Genomic DNA, 16,099 nt, shown 5'->3' on the forward strand with positions numbered 1-16,099 from the left:
ATTTACATTAACATAGAAATAAAACTAATAAGCAAAATATTTCATCTACCAAAAATGATAACGAACACCAAAATAGGAACTTGCAACCAAGATACCACAAAAAATGAGAAGCATCAACTTTTTACACAAGATACATTAAAAGATATTATTAATTTTTAAGGGAATAAAAACTAAAAAAGTAAAAAATACAAATATGACTAAAAGGAGCTTAGATAGTTAGTAATATTTTACTGAAGATTAAAAGTTCCTAGTAATAACCGAGAGACAAGTAATGTATTTATTTCACTTTCCAGTAAATTAATATTTGATTTTGGTTCGTATATCTATGTATTTTAATTTTCCCAGATTCATATCGAACAATTTGTAAGGTAATATAAATCTAATTAAGTTTTTCTCCTTAGGTCCGTTCATACCAAGTGTTATCTTGTACATTATTTTGAAAAGTCATTAAACCCACGATATTACATACCCAATTCTACAATATGAAAGCTGAATTACTACTTCTCTAAATCTTATACTTGGTTTTTTCGATTTTCAATATGATTTGTTTAAATCTGTAAATTTAGAGGAAAACATCTGTAAAAGTTGATAAAACAGATCAATGTATAATCCATAGTATTTTTCGATCATCTAAATTGCAGAGAGGATTTTTAAGAGGAGATTACTCATTCATTGGGCTTATCTAGTTTCAATAGATTTATTATTTTCAAACATATATACCGAGGCCATACTTACGGAAAAGCGTGAGAAGAATTATTTTTCAATAAATTCAATTAAATGCTGTTAATTGTATTGCAATGTAAAAGCTTTATATGTTATTAATAAAAAAGTAAATAAGTTTATAAAACAATAATATATAGGAAGGAACGAATGCCATTGATTCGAATTACTTCCATCATCACTAATGAGTATATACCGGCTAATAAAACGGTTATCTGGTCTACATTAGATGTTGAATTTGTTTATATGGAAGCGCTTGATTCTGTCCAGGTAGGTTGTGATATTTCAAATGCAATTTTAGGACCTAATGATTGTGCGCTCGGACAAAACTTAACCCTTTGTAATTCTAATCATAATGTTGCTTGCATACGAGCAATAAGGCTGCATGTTGAACCAGAAATAGTTCGTCGTCTTGTACCTATTATTTCCCCATTACAGCCTTTGGAAGCAGGTTTACTGAAGAATCTTTTCTCTCCATTATTTCATGATCAGTCGTTAATTGAAAAAATTGAGGAATTGGCAGATGGTCTGTTTGATAGAGGTTTTAAGCATATACAATCTGATAGTGAAGAAATGTTTCTCTTGAGCAACAACAAAATAGATCCGAGGCTAATAAAGATAAATCAGTATTTAATAACACACTGTGAAGAAAATATTACCTTACACAACTTGGCCGATCTAATCCAATGTAATCCTGTTTATTTGAGTAATAGGTACTCTAAAGTATTTCATATATCTCCAATCAAGCACCTACAAACTATGAAGATGGAAAAAGCAAAGAAACTACTTTGTTACACTGATATGTACATTAGTGAAGTTGCCCAGCGGTTAGGCTATATTTCAGCTTCACAATTTACCAATCTATTCAAACGGCATTTTGGCATCACACCATTGTTATTCAGAAAAAAATCGAAGTTAATTGACAATAATCCTTAAACTTATAAGTGCAGTTAAGAAGAAGTTTAACATTTCTTTGACTGTAGTAAATATTAAACAAGCCATTAGTGTCTGAATGCTTTAAAGTCTATTGATATTTCGTAAAATCATCTTAATTCAGAAAATTTTGTTCGGTTAATAATGGATTGACAAACATAAAGTTTAATAAAGATATTTTTATAATGGTAACTACGTTGTCATCTATTTTGTTGTATTCACTATTAAAGTACAGTTACTATGTATATCCGAACATTGTATGCAGCTTAACCTTGCTATAACGTTTACTTTGTAAGACGACTACCTTTGTAAAAGTATGTTTTTCTTCAGGAAACCGTTTATTCTTCACATCAGCAGTATAAGCTTGAATGGACTCCAATATAAACGGATTCAGCGAATGGTATTGTTTCACAAACTTAGGAACCCGTTCAACACCATAGCCTAAAATATCATGATATACGAGAACCTGGGCATCCACATCCAATCCAGCACCAATTCCAATCACCGGAATCGAAAGGGCTTTGCTTACTTCTCCTGCAAGTTGTCTTGGAACACATTCCAAAAGAAGAGCAAATGCTCCAGCTGCTTCACATTTCTTAGCATCTTCCAGCAATTTTTTAGCGGCTAATGCATCTTTTCCCTGCACCTTATATCCGCCTAAAACTCCAACAGTTTGCGGAGTCAGCCCCAGGTGGGAGCAGACAGGAATTCCTGCTCTTGTCAGGGCGGCGATATGTTCGACGACTTCATCGGCACCTTCCAGCTTCACCGCATGGGCACCGGCATCTTGAACTAATTCCCCAGCATTGATTAATGTATCTCTAACAGACAAATGATAGGTTAAAAACGGCATATCCGTAATGATAAATGTATCCTTCGCTCCTCGTTTAACAGCTTTCGTGTGGTGAATCATGTCTTCGATTGTAACTGGAATTGTTGAATCGTAACCCAGAACAACCATTCCAAGCGAATCACCAACCAATATGACGTCAACGCCCCCTTGTTCTGCAAGCTTTGCAGAAGGATAGTCATAGGCTGTTAACATGACAATCTTTTCATTGTTTTGCTTCATTTTCAACAAATCTGTAGTTTGTTTCAACGTATCCCCTCCTCCTCAATTTAAATGTGACATATATTCAAATGCTGTTGTTCCATATACACTTTTAAAGTGTTTATTTAAATGGGTTAAATCAACAAAACCACATTCAGCTACTGCTGAATAAATATCTCTATTTTTTTCTATTAACTGCTTTGCACGTTCGATCTTGCAGTTAAGAAAGTATTGGTATGGTGAAATTCCAGTATGAGCATTGAATAATCGGATAAACTGAAATTTCGATAAATTAAGCTCTTTACATATCTCGTCAAGTTTAAGTACATGTTCTAAGTTGGTATGAATCATATCCTTCGCTATTCGAATTAACACGTTCTCTTTCTTATTGTCTGTAGAAAGATTGGTTTGAAAAAGGCTATCCGTCAAGGATAAAAGTAATTCGCTACACAAAGCCTCATCTTTTTCGCTTAAGATAGCATTAGAAAGACTTAATATTTTTTGTTCAAGACTATAGTCATACACAATTGGCGTTGAAAACCGTACGATATCCTTGTGCTCAATAATCTCTAAAAGCAATTGTGGCTCAATATATAGCATGACATAATCAAGCCCCACCTCATTATGTGCCATTCCGTCATGCGCCTGTTCTGGATTAAAAAGCATCACACCGTTTTGGTAGGATAACTGTAAGCTGCCATCCAAGGTATACTCTTGAATTCCACGCAATGTTACGCCTATTGCATACTCCATGTGAGAGTGCTTCTTATACTTAAATTCAGAAAGACTTGCTGATAATGCAGTAATACCTGCTGATTTCTTATAGATAAATTTGTCCATTTCAATCACCCCTAACAAGCTTACCTACATCCATATCATTATGGCCGCATAAGCTAAAAATAAGGCCATCATTACATTAACAGTCTTTTTATGCTTCTGTAAGAACTCCTTGAAGATTGCACCGAAAAGAACCCATGTTATAAATGCTAAAAATCCAATAAGCGTTATAGCGACAATACTTATCGTCACCGCAGGTATTGCGATATAGTGGGGCATAATAAAACTAGGAATTACAGTCATTGTAAATAGTAATACCTTTGGATTTAGAAACTGCATAAGGAAGCCTGACATAAAGGTAGCTGATTGGTTTACGGTTGGATTGGATGTATCCATTTTGTAAACTTGATAGGCGAGATAGAACATATAACAGCTTCCGATGATCTGCATAACAATTAAAATTTTCGGTATGATCGTTATAAGCATCGTATTCAATATAGCAGAAATAACAAGTAATAAACCAAAAGCTAGAGTTGCTCCATACGTATATTTCATTGCTTTTTTTGCCCCAAAATTATGGACTGTAGATAATATAACGATATTGGTAGGACCTGGTGTAAAAGTGGCAATAAAGCAGTAAATTAAAACAGATGTAATATTCATGAGGAAAACTCCTTTAACGTATTCTCATGAAATAATACAGCTTAAGATAAATGGCATATAGTATATTATTGCAGGTATTGTACCCTTCGTAGTCACCCTTCTGCTACGCTGTTTGCTATATCAAAATTTCCCTTATCCAATAGTTGCATCTTCAGTTCCTTGTTGCCGTATCTGTCTTCAAAAATTACTTAGCGCGAATCCTCCACCGTTGAAGATGTCAATGACTTACCGACAACGAACACAATTATGGCTTATTGTGGTATTAATTTGAATTATTGTTAATACTACATATCTGAGGAGGGTGAAAATGAAGTTACATACCCAGTTTTCTAGACAGTTATGCCGGAATATCGATCTTATTTGTGACTTCATGGGGAACAGTTCGGATTTTATTGTTCGTGAGATCACGACTGGCCATAAACACGCCGCTCTTTTTTATTTGGACGGAATGACTGACATGCAAAAGGTACAGGACAACGTGATCCGTCCGTTGCATGATCGTGTTTCCTCTGACGAGATCACTTTACCGTTATTGAAAAACGCAATTTTGGACATTGGTGAAGCAAGCTTTACTCAAAACTTTGAAGATGCCTTGGAACAGATCCTCTCAGGTGGTCTTCTCTTACTACTGAACGATACGGATGAAGGATTGGTCATTTCTTTGCCTGGATGGGAAGAACGCAGCATTACGGACTCGAAGACGCAGCCTGTGGTCAGAGGTCCGCAAGAGTCGTTTACAGAAACTTTACGCACGAATACGACTATGGTTCGTCGAAGGGTGAAGGATACAAGAGTACGTCTAACTACCTTAAAAATTGGTGAAAAAACCAAGACCGATATATCTGTCATGTATTTACATGGGGTCGCTGACCCAAAAAAGGTGCAGGACATGATATCCAAGTTAAAGAACATGCATGTAGAAGGTGTGCTTGAAAGCGAATATTTAGAAGAATGTCTCCATGAAGATAAACAACTCACGATATTTCCGCTCTTTTATAATTCTGATCGCCCAGACTCTATTGCTGCAGGAATTATGGAGGGGAAAATTGCGATATTTGTGGATGGATCTCCCTTCGCCATCCTTGCACCGGCAGTGCTTGCAGATTTCCTTCAATCCGCAGAAGATTATTATCAATCCTTTGTTTACAGTAGTATCATTCGAATATTAAGGTACATCTGCCTGGCAATCTGTATGTTGGCTCCGGCCATTTATGTCGCATTAACGACATTCCATCAGGATATGATTCCAACAGTTTTGTTATTAAGCTTATCCGCGCAACGTGAAGGAGTACCGTTTCCAGCATTTATTGAGGCGATGATCATGGAGGTGGTTTTTGAAATTCTGAGGGAGGCAGGTCTTCGTATGCCACGGACGGTCGGTCAAGCCGTTTCTATTGTCGGGTCAATCGTGATCGGCCAGGCAGCTGTAGAAGCAAACATCGTTTCGGCTGTTATGGTAATTGTTGTTGCAATAACTGCCATTTCGAGCTTTGTCATTCCCTCGTACACCTTTGCCATTCCAATCCGGATATTACGTTTCGCTTTTATAGGCATAGCCGCTATGTTTGGTGTGTACGGATTGACTGTTGGTATCCTCATGCTCTTTGTGCATCTGAGTGGGCTTCATTCATTCGGTGTACCGTATTTGAGCCCCTTTGCCAATTACAAATCGTCGGAGCAGAGGGACGCCATATTGCGTTTTCCATATAGAACTAAAAAAAAACATCGCAAAAACTAAAGGAGTAGACCATCATGAACCCGTACCGATCCACCATTTTGTTACTGTTAATGTGCACCTGGCTAATGGTATTTCTTACGGGTTGCTGGAATAATAAGGAATTGAGCGCGATTTCTGTCGTGATGGCTATGGGTATTGATGCAGTTGATGACCAATATGAAGTCAGTCTACAAGTGGTTGACCCATCGCAAATGTCTCGGAATTCCCCCATGGAACGGACGCCAACGATCGTTTTTTCCAAACGCGCCGATACCATATTTGAAGCTATTCGAAAATTAACAACGGAATCCTCACGAAAAATGTATATGTCTCACTTAAAGTTTGTCATTTTTGATGAGAAAACGGCAAAAAAAGGAATCAAGGAGCCTCTGGACTTTCTGTTACGTGATCATGAAGTTCGACCTGATTTCTATTTGGCCGTTGTCAGAGGAAACTCGGCAAAGGAGGCCGTTACTTTTGTAGCTCCAACGGAGGTCTTGCCTGCAATGGATATGTATAAGGCATTAAGGCTTTCTGAAAAAGCATGGGCTCCAACTTCTGCGGTCAATGCGAAAGACATTTTGCAGAAATTTACAGAGGATGGCATTGAACCAGTTCTCACCGGTATTCGACTGACAAACCTAGAAAAAGGTCTAACTATTGATAATGTGACAAAGTCGCCCCAACATGTTAAATATTTTTTCACTGGAATTGGTGTTTTCAAGGGCGATCGACTTATCAATTGGATGGATGATTCACAAAGTAAAGCCTTTACCTATATATCCAACCGTGTTTCCAGCACTGTAGCTTCCATCGATTGTCCGAATTCCAAAGGAAAATTTGTTGTTGAAGTAATCCGTTCCAAAGTAAAGATGCATCCAGAAATATTAGGCCATGAGCCGCACATTTCTCTTATTGTGGATATAGAATCCAATATCGGAACGGTCTCGTGCAATGCCAACCTTAAGAATGAAAAGACATTTAGAGATCTTCAAGAATCAGCTAAAGAGCATCTGGAACAGTCTTTGAAGGAAGGCATTTCGTACGCACAACAAATCGGTTCCGATATATTCGGGTTTGGAGAAGCTTTTCACCGCAAGTTCCCACGTGAATGGCATAAATGGAAAGAGAATTGGCCACAAAAATTTCAAACGCTTAAAGTGGATATTCAGCTCAATTATCGTTTAGTCCGGTTCGGAGACATTACCAGTCCAATCGATATGGGAATACACAATCAGGAGTGAATGCAATGCTTTATGTGATTCTCGTAACTTCCATTTTAACATCGTTGTATGAGTTTAAAAAATTTAAGGAGAAACAATATGTGCGTGAAGTTGTATTCAGCTCGATATTGTTGATTATAGGCGTTATATTGATTATCCTACGGATCGCCAACATTAAACTGCCGACTCCACTGACGGGCATTCAAATCCTATTTCAACCGATTAGTAGGCTACTTACAGAAATGTTATCTTAAGGGGGTATTGGAATGAATTCTAATTTGACGGTTAGACAAACTATTTTGTGGTTTGCATTGTATCAAATAGGAAGCGCATATCTGGTGCTCCCAGCGGTAATTACCGCTGTCGCTAAACAAGATGCCTGGCTCTCCATTCCAGTCTCCTTAGGTTTCCATCTGTTATTGATACCTTTATATGTCTCCATCGCTAGGCAAATGCAAGGGAAATCTTTCGTAGAGCATCTCCGTTGCCTCTTCGGTCCCTTGGGCGGGACGATTAGCTTCGTTTTCATTTTTTTCTTTCCTTTTCTTGTGTTCATCATGACGCTTCGAAATCTGGGCGACTTTATCACGATAGCTATTATGCCGGAAACTCCCTCCGACGCGATATATTTTATCATGCTTATAGTCATTTATTTCGCCGTTCGATCAGGCCCTGCTGTAATTGGCCGTTGTGCGGAGATCCTGTTTTTTTTCCTACTTGTTCTGTATCTTTTGGTCAGGATTACCCTTCTTCCTGATACCAACATAGATAATGTGCTCCCTATTTTCGAGTATGGTTTGAACCCTATCGTTCTCGCTTCGTTCAATTTGTTTGCCTTTCCCTACCTTGAAGCAATTCTGTATCTTTTTTTTGCACAGTACATCCCCGATCCAAAGAAGTGGAGAAAGACAGTGATTACAAGTGCTTTGATTAGCGGCGGCATGTATTTTTTCATGGTTCTACAAATAATCGCTGTGATGAGTGAAGGTGTTGTATCTAATTTGACGTTTCCTACTTATTTTATTAGCCGAACAATCAGTAACGGGGAGTTTCTTCAACGGTTTGAAATTCTTGTTGCAGTGTTCTGGTTTGTCACCATTTTTTTCCGACTCGCACTGCTTTTATATGTTTCAGCGCAAGGGCTTGCAGATGCTTTTCGTCTTCGAAGCGCTAACTCTCTTTTAGTTCCTCTGATTCTAATTGCATTGGCAATGGTTCATTCTATTTGGCCAAATATGCAATTTTTAATCAAGTTTTTTTCAGTATGGCCTTTTTACGCCATGATTTTCGGTATCGTGTTTCCTATTGTGCTCTGGCTGGTAGGTAAGGTAGGCGGCTCGTTGAAATTACGTAAAAAGTATCACTAAAGTTGCGTTGGCCGTATGAACATACTGTCCAATTCCAGCCTCTCCACCACGTCGAAAGAACACAGATGACGCCTATTCGGCTAGGGGACTTGCTCTTGTTGTAATCATTATTGCAATTTAGCAAGAAGTAACTCCAGTTCCTCCCTCTCCAGATGTCTCCATTGCCCACGTTTCAGATGATCCAAGGTAATATTCATAATTCGAATACGTTCCAACTTTAGCACCCTGTACCCCAAGGCCTTGCACATTCTGCGAATTTGCAAGTTCAGACCCTGTGTCAAAATAATGCGGAACTCGTATTCGCTCGTACGATCAATTTTGCACGGTTTGGTAATGACGTTCAATATTTCAACGCCACGAGACATGGCCTGCGTAAACTCATTTGTAACAGGTTTGTCTACAGTCACTATATATTCCTTCTCATGACCATGCTCGGAACGCATCATTTGATTGACAATGCTTCCATCGTTGGTTAATAGAATGAGTCCCTCTGACGCTTTATCCAGCCTGCCAATGGCAAAAATACGTGAAGGATAATTGACATAACTAATAATATTACCAGCCACCTGCTCCGCTGCGGTACAAACAATGCCTATAGGCTTATTCAGAGCCAAATATACTGGTTCACTGGAATTAGGCGGAATAGTTTCTCCATCAATCAGCACGATATCCTGTGGCTCTACTTCCGCGCCTGCTTCACAAACATTGCCATTAATCGTAATTCGTCCTGCTGCAATCAGCCTGTTGGTTTCCCGACGTGAGCAAAATCCTGTCTCACTTATGTACTTGTTAATTCTCACGATTCACCTGCTTCTGATTATAGTATGCGAGTATAAGTAAAATAATTAAAAAAACACCTGATTGTTCTTGCTTAATCAGATGTTCGCCGTTTACGACAACTTATACTTTCCCGGCTTATTTGCTACTGTTGCCGCCGCTTTTATTCCTTGTTGGTTTGGCAGTGCCGCCTTTTGTGCCACCTGCCGCTTTGCTTCCCGGTGCGCTTGTAGAAGCGCTTTTTGTCCTTACTGGCTTCGCAGTTTTGTTCCAGCGTGTCCAACCCTTACTACCTGTACCTCTGCCGGTCCCGCCGCCCTTGCTTTTTCCACCCATATGATCACTCCATTACTAGTCGTTCAGATTTAACTAAGCTATCATACCATTACTTTGATCATAATGCCCATTTGTTTTAAAAAATCGAAGCATAAACTGTGCCAAATAAAGGAGCACATAATCATGTGAAAGCTCACACATGTTATTGTAGGCCGCGAAAAAAGCTTTCTTTTCTCCCACTTAAATGGCTAAATTTTCTCTAGAAAAGAAGGATGCAGGATGAATAATGACGTAAGGCTGTTTGTGGTTCGTCACGGTATTGGGACTGGTAATGAGCCGGATGCTCCGCTCAGAGTTCCAGAGGGCTTCCAGCAAGCCGAGCAGTTGGCGGATTTTCTGCTGCATATGGATGGCTTGCATGTAGACCGTTTGATTACCAGTCCGTATAAACGAGCTTGGCAGACAGCGGAAATCATTGAAGAACGATTAAACATCAAACTTGATCCACCTGAAGATCGTCTTAGAGAACGAGGGGTGCCCGAAGTTACGGATGAAGAGTCTGAAGAAATGGTTAACACCCGGGTCACTGCCTTAACGGAAGAATTGCTGCAGAGCGGTCGACACACCTTTCTGTTAGTCACCCATCGCTTGATTATAACACTCATGCTGCATCATTATGCTCCAGATTTTATTCTGGAGGAAATCACGAATCCGGATCTTTATCTTTTAACGTTTAGTGATGGAAAATGTCAGGCAAAGCATTTGTGGAGTACAGAGTAGACTGTTGTATTTTAATTCAAAAAAACTGGGAGGTCATCTAATTATGCAAGGAATGTTGGAAAGAAATCGCATCACCGCTGTTACCAAACCCGACGTATCCAACATGTCTGTTTGTATTGAAAATGTGAAAAAGGCAGTGCTCTCCAATCTTCAGGGGCCAGCAGCCCCTACGGATTATCACCAATTGATGGGAAGACTCCATGCGGCAAAAGCCAAACTGCCAAAAATATATCAGGAAACGGTCGCGATTCCGTTTATTAAGGAATTGGACAATCTTGGGCAACAGGGCTTCACTGAAATTTTGATTCAGGACCCAAGCAGAACTAGAGCAGCCGGACTCATGCTGGATATCGCTCAGAGCATTTTGCAAAACGGAGAAGGCTACAATGCACTTGCGATCGATGCTTTTCAGGAGATTGTGAGTGACCTCTATGACGGTTTTCTTAGCGCAGAAGATCGTGAAGGAATAAAAGAACCGGATCTCAGTATTATTCCAGCACTTGTTAAATGGGGAGAGCCAGAAAATGGCCCGTACACATGGCCCGCTGATGCCACAGCAGTATTTAAAGTGCAAGCAGCGATTGTCAGTCTTCCTCCTGCGCATGCAACAAATGGACTGCTGGCTTGGTCCAGTATCCCGCATGAAGTATGTGGTCATGACATTTTGCATGCTGATCTGGGCTTACTTCAAGAGTTGGCCAATGTCGTTAGAAACAGATTAAACAGCGAAAACATCGGACAAGGACTACCGGACTACTGGGCTTCCCGCATCGATGAAACCGCGTCGGATATATTGGGTGTCCTTAATCTGGGACCAACAGCTGCCATTGGCTTAATCGGTTATTTCCGGGGTATGAATGCCGCCTTTTCGGGAAGAGCTCAACTTCGAAATGAAGGACCTACCCGTGATCCACATGCTGCAGATATTTTACGTGGATATTTGGGTGCCTACGCCACTGCACTTTTGGAATTCGACCAAGCTGGAGCATGGGCAGAAGTCATTGAATCGGAAACCGACAAGGATCTGTCAAATATTAAGCTTAACGGCAGAGCCATCGACGCTAATACAGCAAAACGTTCTGCACGAATTGTAGCTGAAGCCATTATGAAGACTAAACTTGCAGGCCTTGAAAATCACAGTCTGGATGAAATCCAAAACTGGAGAAACGAGGATGAGAGCGTCGCCACAATTTTACGTACCTTGCTGCAAACTACAGGTTCCCTTACCGACGAGCACCGCTCTGGCTTCTACGCCGCGCATGTGGTAGCTGCTGCTATTACCGAGGGACTTTCCCGCGAAGCGGATCTGCAGGTTATATTTAATCGGATGCTGTCCCTCTTAAAGCTGATGCACGATACCAATCCTGCTTGGGGACCACTTTTCGTACAGCATCCCGGCGATATTTCACGTCATCTGCTCTATCACCCTGTCACTCCAAACCTGATTTCCCTCTAAACAAGCCATATAATAACCCGCAAAATAGTTTGCTTAAGGGCAAGCAGTCTTTTTGCGGGTTATTAACGGCTACACGTCGGTAAGTCTATGAACACTTAGTATTTTTGCTTCTGTACTGGCTAATAATGATAGGTGAGAATTTGCAAGTAAAAAAATCAGCCAATAGGAGTGAAATACATGTCTGTTGATGTTTATCTTAACTTTAATGGGAATTGTCGTGAAGCAGCGGAGTTTTACGCAGAGGCATTTGGGACTGAGAAACCACATATCATGACGTTCGGTGAAGCACCGCCCAATCCCGATTATCCTCTACCAGAAGAAGCCAAAAATTTGGTCATGCACACGCGGCTTCAAATTGATGGTAGTAATGTCATGTTTTCAGACGTTTTTCCTGGGATGCCTTTCGTAGCCGGAAACAACATCAGCCTCGCCATCGTCAATAAGGACGAAGAGAAAATTCGATCGTACTTTCATAAGTTAAAAGAAGGAGGGACCGTAAACATGGAGCTTCAGGAAACATTCTGGAGCAAATGCTACGGTAGCCTTAAAGATAAGTTTGGAATTGAATGGCAATTGAGTTATGACAATGAAGAATCGCCCAAAGAACAATAAAAATAGACGTTAACCCAGCCATATTTTGCATGGACATGGGTTAGCGTCTTTTCATTATGCATTTAACTGGCTTTCGACAGCAAGTAAAGGAAATAAGGGGTAACCAGTATGGTGATAATAATTCCGGTTGGAATATCCGCACCAAAACTAATCGTCCGAGTAAGTGTGTCAGCAATCAAAATGACGAGTGCACCAACTAATGCCGTCGTAGGTAACAATAGCTTATGATTGGGTCCTACTAGCTTGCGTGCTAGATGGGGACTGACCATACCTACAAAAAAGAAATTTCCGCCAAGTGCCACGCTACCAGAAGCGAGCGCAACGGCAGCAATCGTCAAGCCGATAAACTCCCTTTTAATTGCTACGCCGAGCCCCGATGCTGTCTGATTCCCCAAGTTCAACGTATTGAGTGTGTTCGACCTGTAAAAAACGTAAAAGCAAATGATAAGCACCCACGGGAGCAGCACCATAATATAGCTCCAGTCGTCCCCCCACAGGTCTCCAGCCTGCCATCTCAGAGCAAAGTCATACTGTTGCTTGTCCAGCCGGAGTGTCAACATCAGAGATAATGCACTGTAGCCACTACCCATAGCGACACCGGTTAAAATTAAGCCTGTAGGCGAGATGTCTCTTCCCCGCCTGAAAGCAAACATAAAAATCAAAAATGCTGCCGTAAGGCCGCCTGCAAAAGCCAGTCCTGGAAGAAGAATAGGTGATAGCAATCCTTCACTAGCGAACAACGTAATATACATAAGTACAAATAACCCTGAACCTGAGCTGATGCCGAGTGTCCCCGGGCTGGCCATGTCGTTTTTGAGCAAGCTTTGCATAATACAGCCTGATATCCCCATGCCAATACCTACCAATATAGAAAGCACAATACGTGGCAGTCGAAAGTCAAACACGATCAGGTTCTGTTTGCTCGTTCCTTCGCCAATGATGACCTTGAAAACTTCGAGTGGAGAAAGGTTCATTTTCCCAACATTCATACTGAGTACAGCCACTAGCAGCGTCAGCACTACTAACAGTAAAATAATGCTGATCCCCCTGGTATTACGGGACAGTTTCAACTAAACTCCCTCCTCTGCTTGCGCACAAGGTAGAGAAAATAGGGTACGCCCACCAAGGCAAAAATAATGCCAAGGGGTGTTTCGTGAGGGCGATTGATCAGTCGTCCGAGTAAATCCGCCGCCAACAGAAAGACTGCTCCATACAAAGCTGAGGCCGGGATAATATACCGATAATCCGTTCCGACCAGATGGCGCATAATGTGTGGCACGATCAAACCAACGAAGCCAACAGGGCCAACTACAATAACCGATAACCCTGTTAAAATTAATACAATTAAGGTTGAAAACAGCTTAATCCTATTCGCACGAATACCCAAGCCAGATGCCACATCCTCCCCGAAGCTCAAAATCGTAATCGAGGGAGAAAGAGCGATGGCACAGATCAAACCCACTACAAACAGTGGCGCTATGAAAGCTAATTCGCCCCACTTGGCACTGGCTGTACCACCAGCAGACCAGTAATCAAGGGCTTGGCCAATCTCGTACTTAATAGCGATAAATGTACTAAACGCACCAAAAAGCATGGAGATGGACATTCCTGCCAGCACCAGTCGCTGAGGCGTCATTCCTCGCTTGCCTATAGATGCGATGTAATACGTAATGCCTGTAGTGATTGCTGCACCTAAGCAAGAATACAGCATGGTTTCTCCGTAGGTGCGACCAGGCAAAAAGGCCATACATAACGCAATAGCAAATGTCGAGCCTGAACTTATGCCAATGAGTCCCGAATCCGCTAGTGGATTACGAGTGGTTCCCTGCATAATTGCCCCACACACAGCCAAGCTGCACCCTACTATGATATCTGCCACGGTGCGTGGAAAACGCAAGGTGTAAATAATCTGATGTTCCGTAATGTTGGGATCAAACTGAAATATAGCTCCCCACGCCAGCTTCAGGCTCATTTCCGCAGCACCAAAGGTAATAGATGCTGCGGTAACCACCAGGAGTAGGAACACGCCCATGATCATGTAGCCTATAAAATGAAATATTCCTTTTTTATTTGGTTCTTTGTGAGTAGACATCGATTACACCCTTAGTTGGTCAATTATGCATCGTTACTTAGTCTGTTCCAGCAATTTGCTAATAATATAATCTAGTTGCCCCGTCATACTAGCAACGTCCGAATAATAGAACAGTCCTGCATATTTCGCTGGAATTTCGATGATATGTCCGTTTTTAACGGCTGGAATACTGCTCCAGATTTTTGTCTTCGCATATTCGGATTCCTTGCCTTCCTGCTTAAACCAAAGGACATAATCTCCAAAGTATTCAGCAGCTACCTCGTAGGATAAAGAACCTCGACTCTCTCCGGAATTTTTAACCAATGTGTTGAGCTTTTCCGGTTTGTGAAGCCCCAGATAATTGTAAAGCAACGTTCCTCCACGTGAGCCTGTTTCATAATATATTCCGTAAGAGCCACTGCCCCAGTCCTCGAAAATGCTAAACGTTTTGTCCTTGAATATGTCGGAATTTAGTTTTTCTTTGGCCTGACTCAGCTTGCTTTCAAACAGTGAAATCACTTTGTCTGCTTCTGCTTCATGTCCTGTGGCCTGACCAAGAAATTTCAAACGTTCTAGGGAGGTCATTTTATCCTCAGGTATCACAAGAACAGGCGCAATTTTAGAGAGCTTATCATAGTCCTTTGTATCATATGTAATGATGAGATCAGGATCATACTTCATAATTTCCTCAGTTTCCCACTTTTCAATATTGGGGATGTCGTTAAACTTATCGTAAAAAGGCATCGTTTCTTGTTTCCACCCCATTACTGCGGCCGGTTTAATTCCTAATGTAAATACATCGCCAACATACCAGTTCACTACTACCCGTTGAGGATTAGCGGGTACCTTCACATCTCCTTTTACCGTAGAGACTGTACGCGTATCAGAATCACTACTTACCTCTTCCTTCGTGGACGACGCGGGTTTAGCAGATGAATCAGAGGAACTGCCAGCATTCCCACAACCTGAAATAACGAAAATCACTACGAATAATGCACATAAAATCATGTGAAACTTCTTGTTCATCATACGATGCATGTTGTAAAACTCCTTTGAAATATAGTAAGTGCAGAACATCCTTAAAATTAGTGATATTGATAATCATTATCACTAATATAAAAGTGTAAATTTTATATTAGTGATTGTCAACTGTTTCTTTATTTTTTTTGTTTTACTTTAATGGGTTCTCCAGTGCTCCCCTTCGATTCGCTTCATGCCATTCCTGATAGATTCCTCCAATTTCATAAAATGCTTTGTTCATTGCAGTTGTCAGTTCCTTCGTGATCTCCTTGGTATATTTTAAATGAGTATTTATGTTATCCACTTTATATTTGCGAAGCAGATTCAGATGAGCAATGATGTGAATTGTATCTTCGATGATCCAATAAATCACATCCTCTTCCTCTTTCGTAAGCTTGTTCAGCATCTGTATGCCTCTTTCATACATCTGGAGCGTATAACCCCGCTTGCCCACTTGCACATACGGGCTCAGATCATCATAAAAATCCGTACGGAAAGGTCGTCTTACATATTGCTCATACTGCTCTTCATATATTGAAGTTTGTTCAAGCAGTTTAATAGTCATATCTATGAGTTCTTGTTCGCTATATATTTTTTTCATCAGATTTTCCCTTCCCTTTCTCTACTAAATAAATTCAAGTCGTAATCATGTTAGA

General features: G+C 40.6%; 17 protein-coding genes. 8 read left to right on the plus strand and 9 right to left on the minus strand.

Going from position 1 to position 16,099, the window contains the following annotated elements; all coding sequences use genetic code 11:
• Positions 1 to 870: 870 nt before the first annotated feature.
• Entirely contained in the window at positions 871 to 1,656 is a 786-nt protein-coding gene (locus ACQW03_RS25580; protein ID WP_441952679.1) for a helix-turn-helix transcriptional regulator, read from the plus strand.
• A 235-nt stretch (positions 1,657 to 1,891) separates the two neighbouring features.
• Here the strand turns inward: ACQW03_RS25580 and panB are convergent, their stop codons facing one another.
• Genes panB through ACQW03_RS25595 form a run of 3 tightly spaced genes read right to left on the minus strand, consistent with a single transcriptional unit; the run spans position 1,892 to position 4,144 of the window.
• The gene (gene panB, locus ACQW03_RS25585) at positions 1,892 to 2,752 is read right to left on the minus strand and encodes a 3-methyl-2-oxobutanoate hydroxymethyltransferase (RefSeq protein ID WP_441952681.1); all 861 of its coding nucleotides are present in this window, start codon (positions 2,750 to 2,752) and stop codon (positions 1,892 to 1,894) included.
• Between the two features lie 15 nt (positions 2,753 to 2,767).
• Entirely contained in the window at positions 2,768 to 3,544 is a 777-nt protein-coding gene (locus tag ACQW03_RS25590) for a helix-turn-helix domain-containing protein (RefSeq protein WP_441952683.1), read from the minus strand.
• 24 nt (positions 3,545 to 3,568) lie between these two features.
• Positions 3,569 to 4,144 (minus strand): LysE family translocator, encoded by a 576-nt coding sequence (locus ACQW03_RS25595; protein ID WP_441952685.1) that lies wholly within the window; start codon positions 4,142 to 4,144, stop codon positions 3,569 to 3,571.
• Between the two features lie 307 nt (positions 4,145 to 4,451).
• Here ACQW03_RS25595 and ACQW03_RS25600 point away from each other — a divergent pair, with 307 nt between their 5' ends.
• The 4 genes from ACQW03_RS25600 to ACQW03_RS25615 are packed head-to-tail and all read left to right on the plus strand — an operon-like array spanning position 4,452 to position 8,451.
• Positions 4,452 to 5,882 carry a spore germination protein gene (locus ACQW03_RS25600; protein WP_441952687.1) on the plus strand — a complete coding sequence of 477 codons (1,431 nt, stop codon included), beginning with the start codon at positions 4,452 to 4,454 and terminating at the stop codon, positions 5,880 to 5,882.
• A gap of 14 nt (positions 5,883 to 5,896) precedes the next feature.
• Positions 5,897 to 7,105, plus strand: a complete 1,209-nt coding sequence (locus ACQW03_RS25605) for a Ger(x)C family spore germination protein (protein ID WP_441952689.1) — start codon at positions 5,897 to 5,899, stop codon at positions 7,103 to 7,105.
• A gap of 5 nt (positions 7,106 to 7,110) precedes the next feature.
• On the plus strand, positions 7,111 to 7,338 hold the full coding sequence (locus ACQW03_RS25610) for a hypothetical protein (protein WP_441952691.1): 228 nt from the start codon (positions 7,111 to 7,113) through the stop codon (positions 7,336 to 7,338).
• Between the two features lie 12 nt (positions 7,339 to 7,350).
• Positions 7,351 to 8,451 carry a GerAB/ArcD/ProY family transporter gene (locus ACQW03_RS25615; protein ID WP_441952693.1) on the plus strand — a complete coding sequence of 367 codons (1,101 nt, stop codon included), beginning with the start codon at positions 7,351 to 7,353 and terminating at the stop codon, positions 8,449 to 8,451.
• Positions 8,452 to 8,558: 107 nt separating this feature from the next.
• Here ACQW03_RS25615 and ACQW03_RS25620 read toward each other — a convergent pair whose 3' ends face one another.
• Positions 8,559 to 9,251, minus strand: a complete 693-nt coding sequence (locus tag ACQW03_RS25620; protein ID WP_076294577.1) for a pseudouridine synthase — start codon at positions 9,249 to 9,251, stop codon at positions 8,559 to 8,561.
• Between the two features lie 115 nt (positions 9,252 to 9,366).
• Positions 9,367 to 9,564: a DUF3934 family protein gene (locus ACQW03_RS25625; RefSeq protein ID WP_013310240.1), complete on the minus strand. Its 198-nt coding sequence runs from the start codon at positions 9,562 to 9,564 to the stop codon at positions 9,367 to 9,369.
• A 219-nt stretch (positions 9,565 to 9,783) separates the two neighbouring features.
• Between ACQW03_RS25625 and ACQW03_RS25630 the strand changes: the two genes are divergently transcribed.
• From ACQW03_RS25630 to ACQW03_RS25640, 3 genes are all read left to right on the plus strand, one after another.
• Positions 9,784 to 10,284 (plus strand): histidine phosphatase family protein, encoded by a 501-nt coding sequence (locus ACQW03_RS25630; RefSeq protein ID WP_076294578.1) that lies wholly within the window; start codon positions 9,784 to 9,786, stop codon positions 10,282 to 10,284.
• 43 nt (positions 10,285 to 10,327) lie between these two features.
• A complete protein-coding gene (locus tag ACQW03_RS25635; protein ID WP_076294579.1) occupies positions 10,328 to 11,740 on the plus strand; it encodes a hypothetical protein in 1,413 nt (470 codons plus the stop codon).
• 177 nt (positions 11,741 to 11,917) lie between these two features.
• Positions 11,918 to 12,352, plus strand: a complete 435-nt coding sequence (locus ACQW03_RS25640) for a VOC family protein (protein WP_023988497.1) — start codon at positions 11,918 to 11,920, stop codon at positions 12,350 to 12,352.
• A gap of 62 nt (positions 12,353 to 12,414) precedes the next feature.
• Here ACQW03_RS25640 and ACQW03_RS25645 read toward each other — a convergent pair whose 3' ends face one another.
• From ACQW03_RS25645 to ACQW03_RS25660, 4 genes are all read right to left on the minus strand, one after another.
• Positions 12,415 to 13,422, minus strand: coding sequence for a FecCD family ABC transporter permease (locus ACQW03_RS25645; protein WP_023988496.1), 1,008 nt, complete (start codon positions 13,420 to 13,422; stop codon positions 12,415 to 12,417).
• Positions 13,419 to 14,444, minus strand: a complete 1,026-nt coding sequence (locus ACQW03_RS25650; RefSeq protein ID WP_441952697.1) for a FecCD family ABC transporter permease — start codon at positions 14,442 to 14,444, stop codon at positions 13,419 to 13,421. The genes ACQW03_RS25645 and ACQW03_RS25650 overlap by 4 nt, the downstream gene beginning before the upstream one ends.
• A gap of 33 nt (positions 14,445 to 14,477) precedes the next feature.
• Positions 14,478 to 15,461, minus strand: a complete 984-nt coding sequence (locus ACQW03_RS25655; RefSeq protein WP_104495717.1) for an ABC transporter substrate-binding protein — start codon at positions 15,459 to 15,461, stop codon at positions 14,478 to 14,480.
• A gap of 133 nt (positions 15,462 to 15,594) precedes the next feature.
• The gene (locus ACQW03_RS25660) at positions 15,595 to 16,044 is read right to left on the minus strand and encodes an Imm63 family immunity protein (protein ID WP_025721071.1); all 450 of its coding nucleotides are present in this window, start codon (positions 16,042 to 16,044) and stop codon (positions 15,595 to 15,597) included.
• Positions 16,045 to 16,099 lie beyond the last annotated feature (55 nt).

Source organism: Paenibacillus sp. DRB1-1 (assembly GCF_052119485.1).
Taxonomy (GTDB): domain Bacteria; phylum Bacillota; class Bacilli; order Paenibacillales; family Paenibacillaceae; genus Paenibacillus; species Paenibacillus polymyxa_B.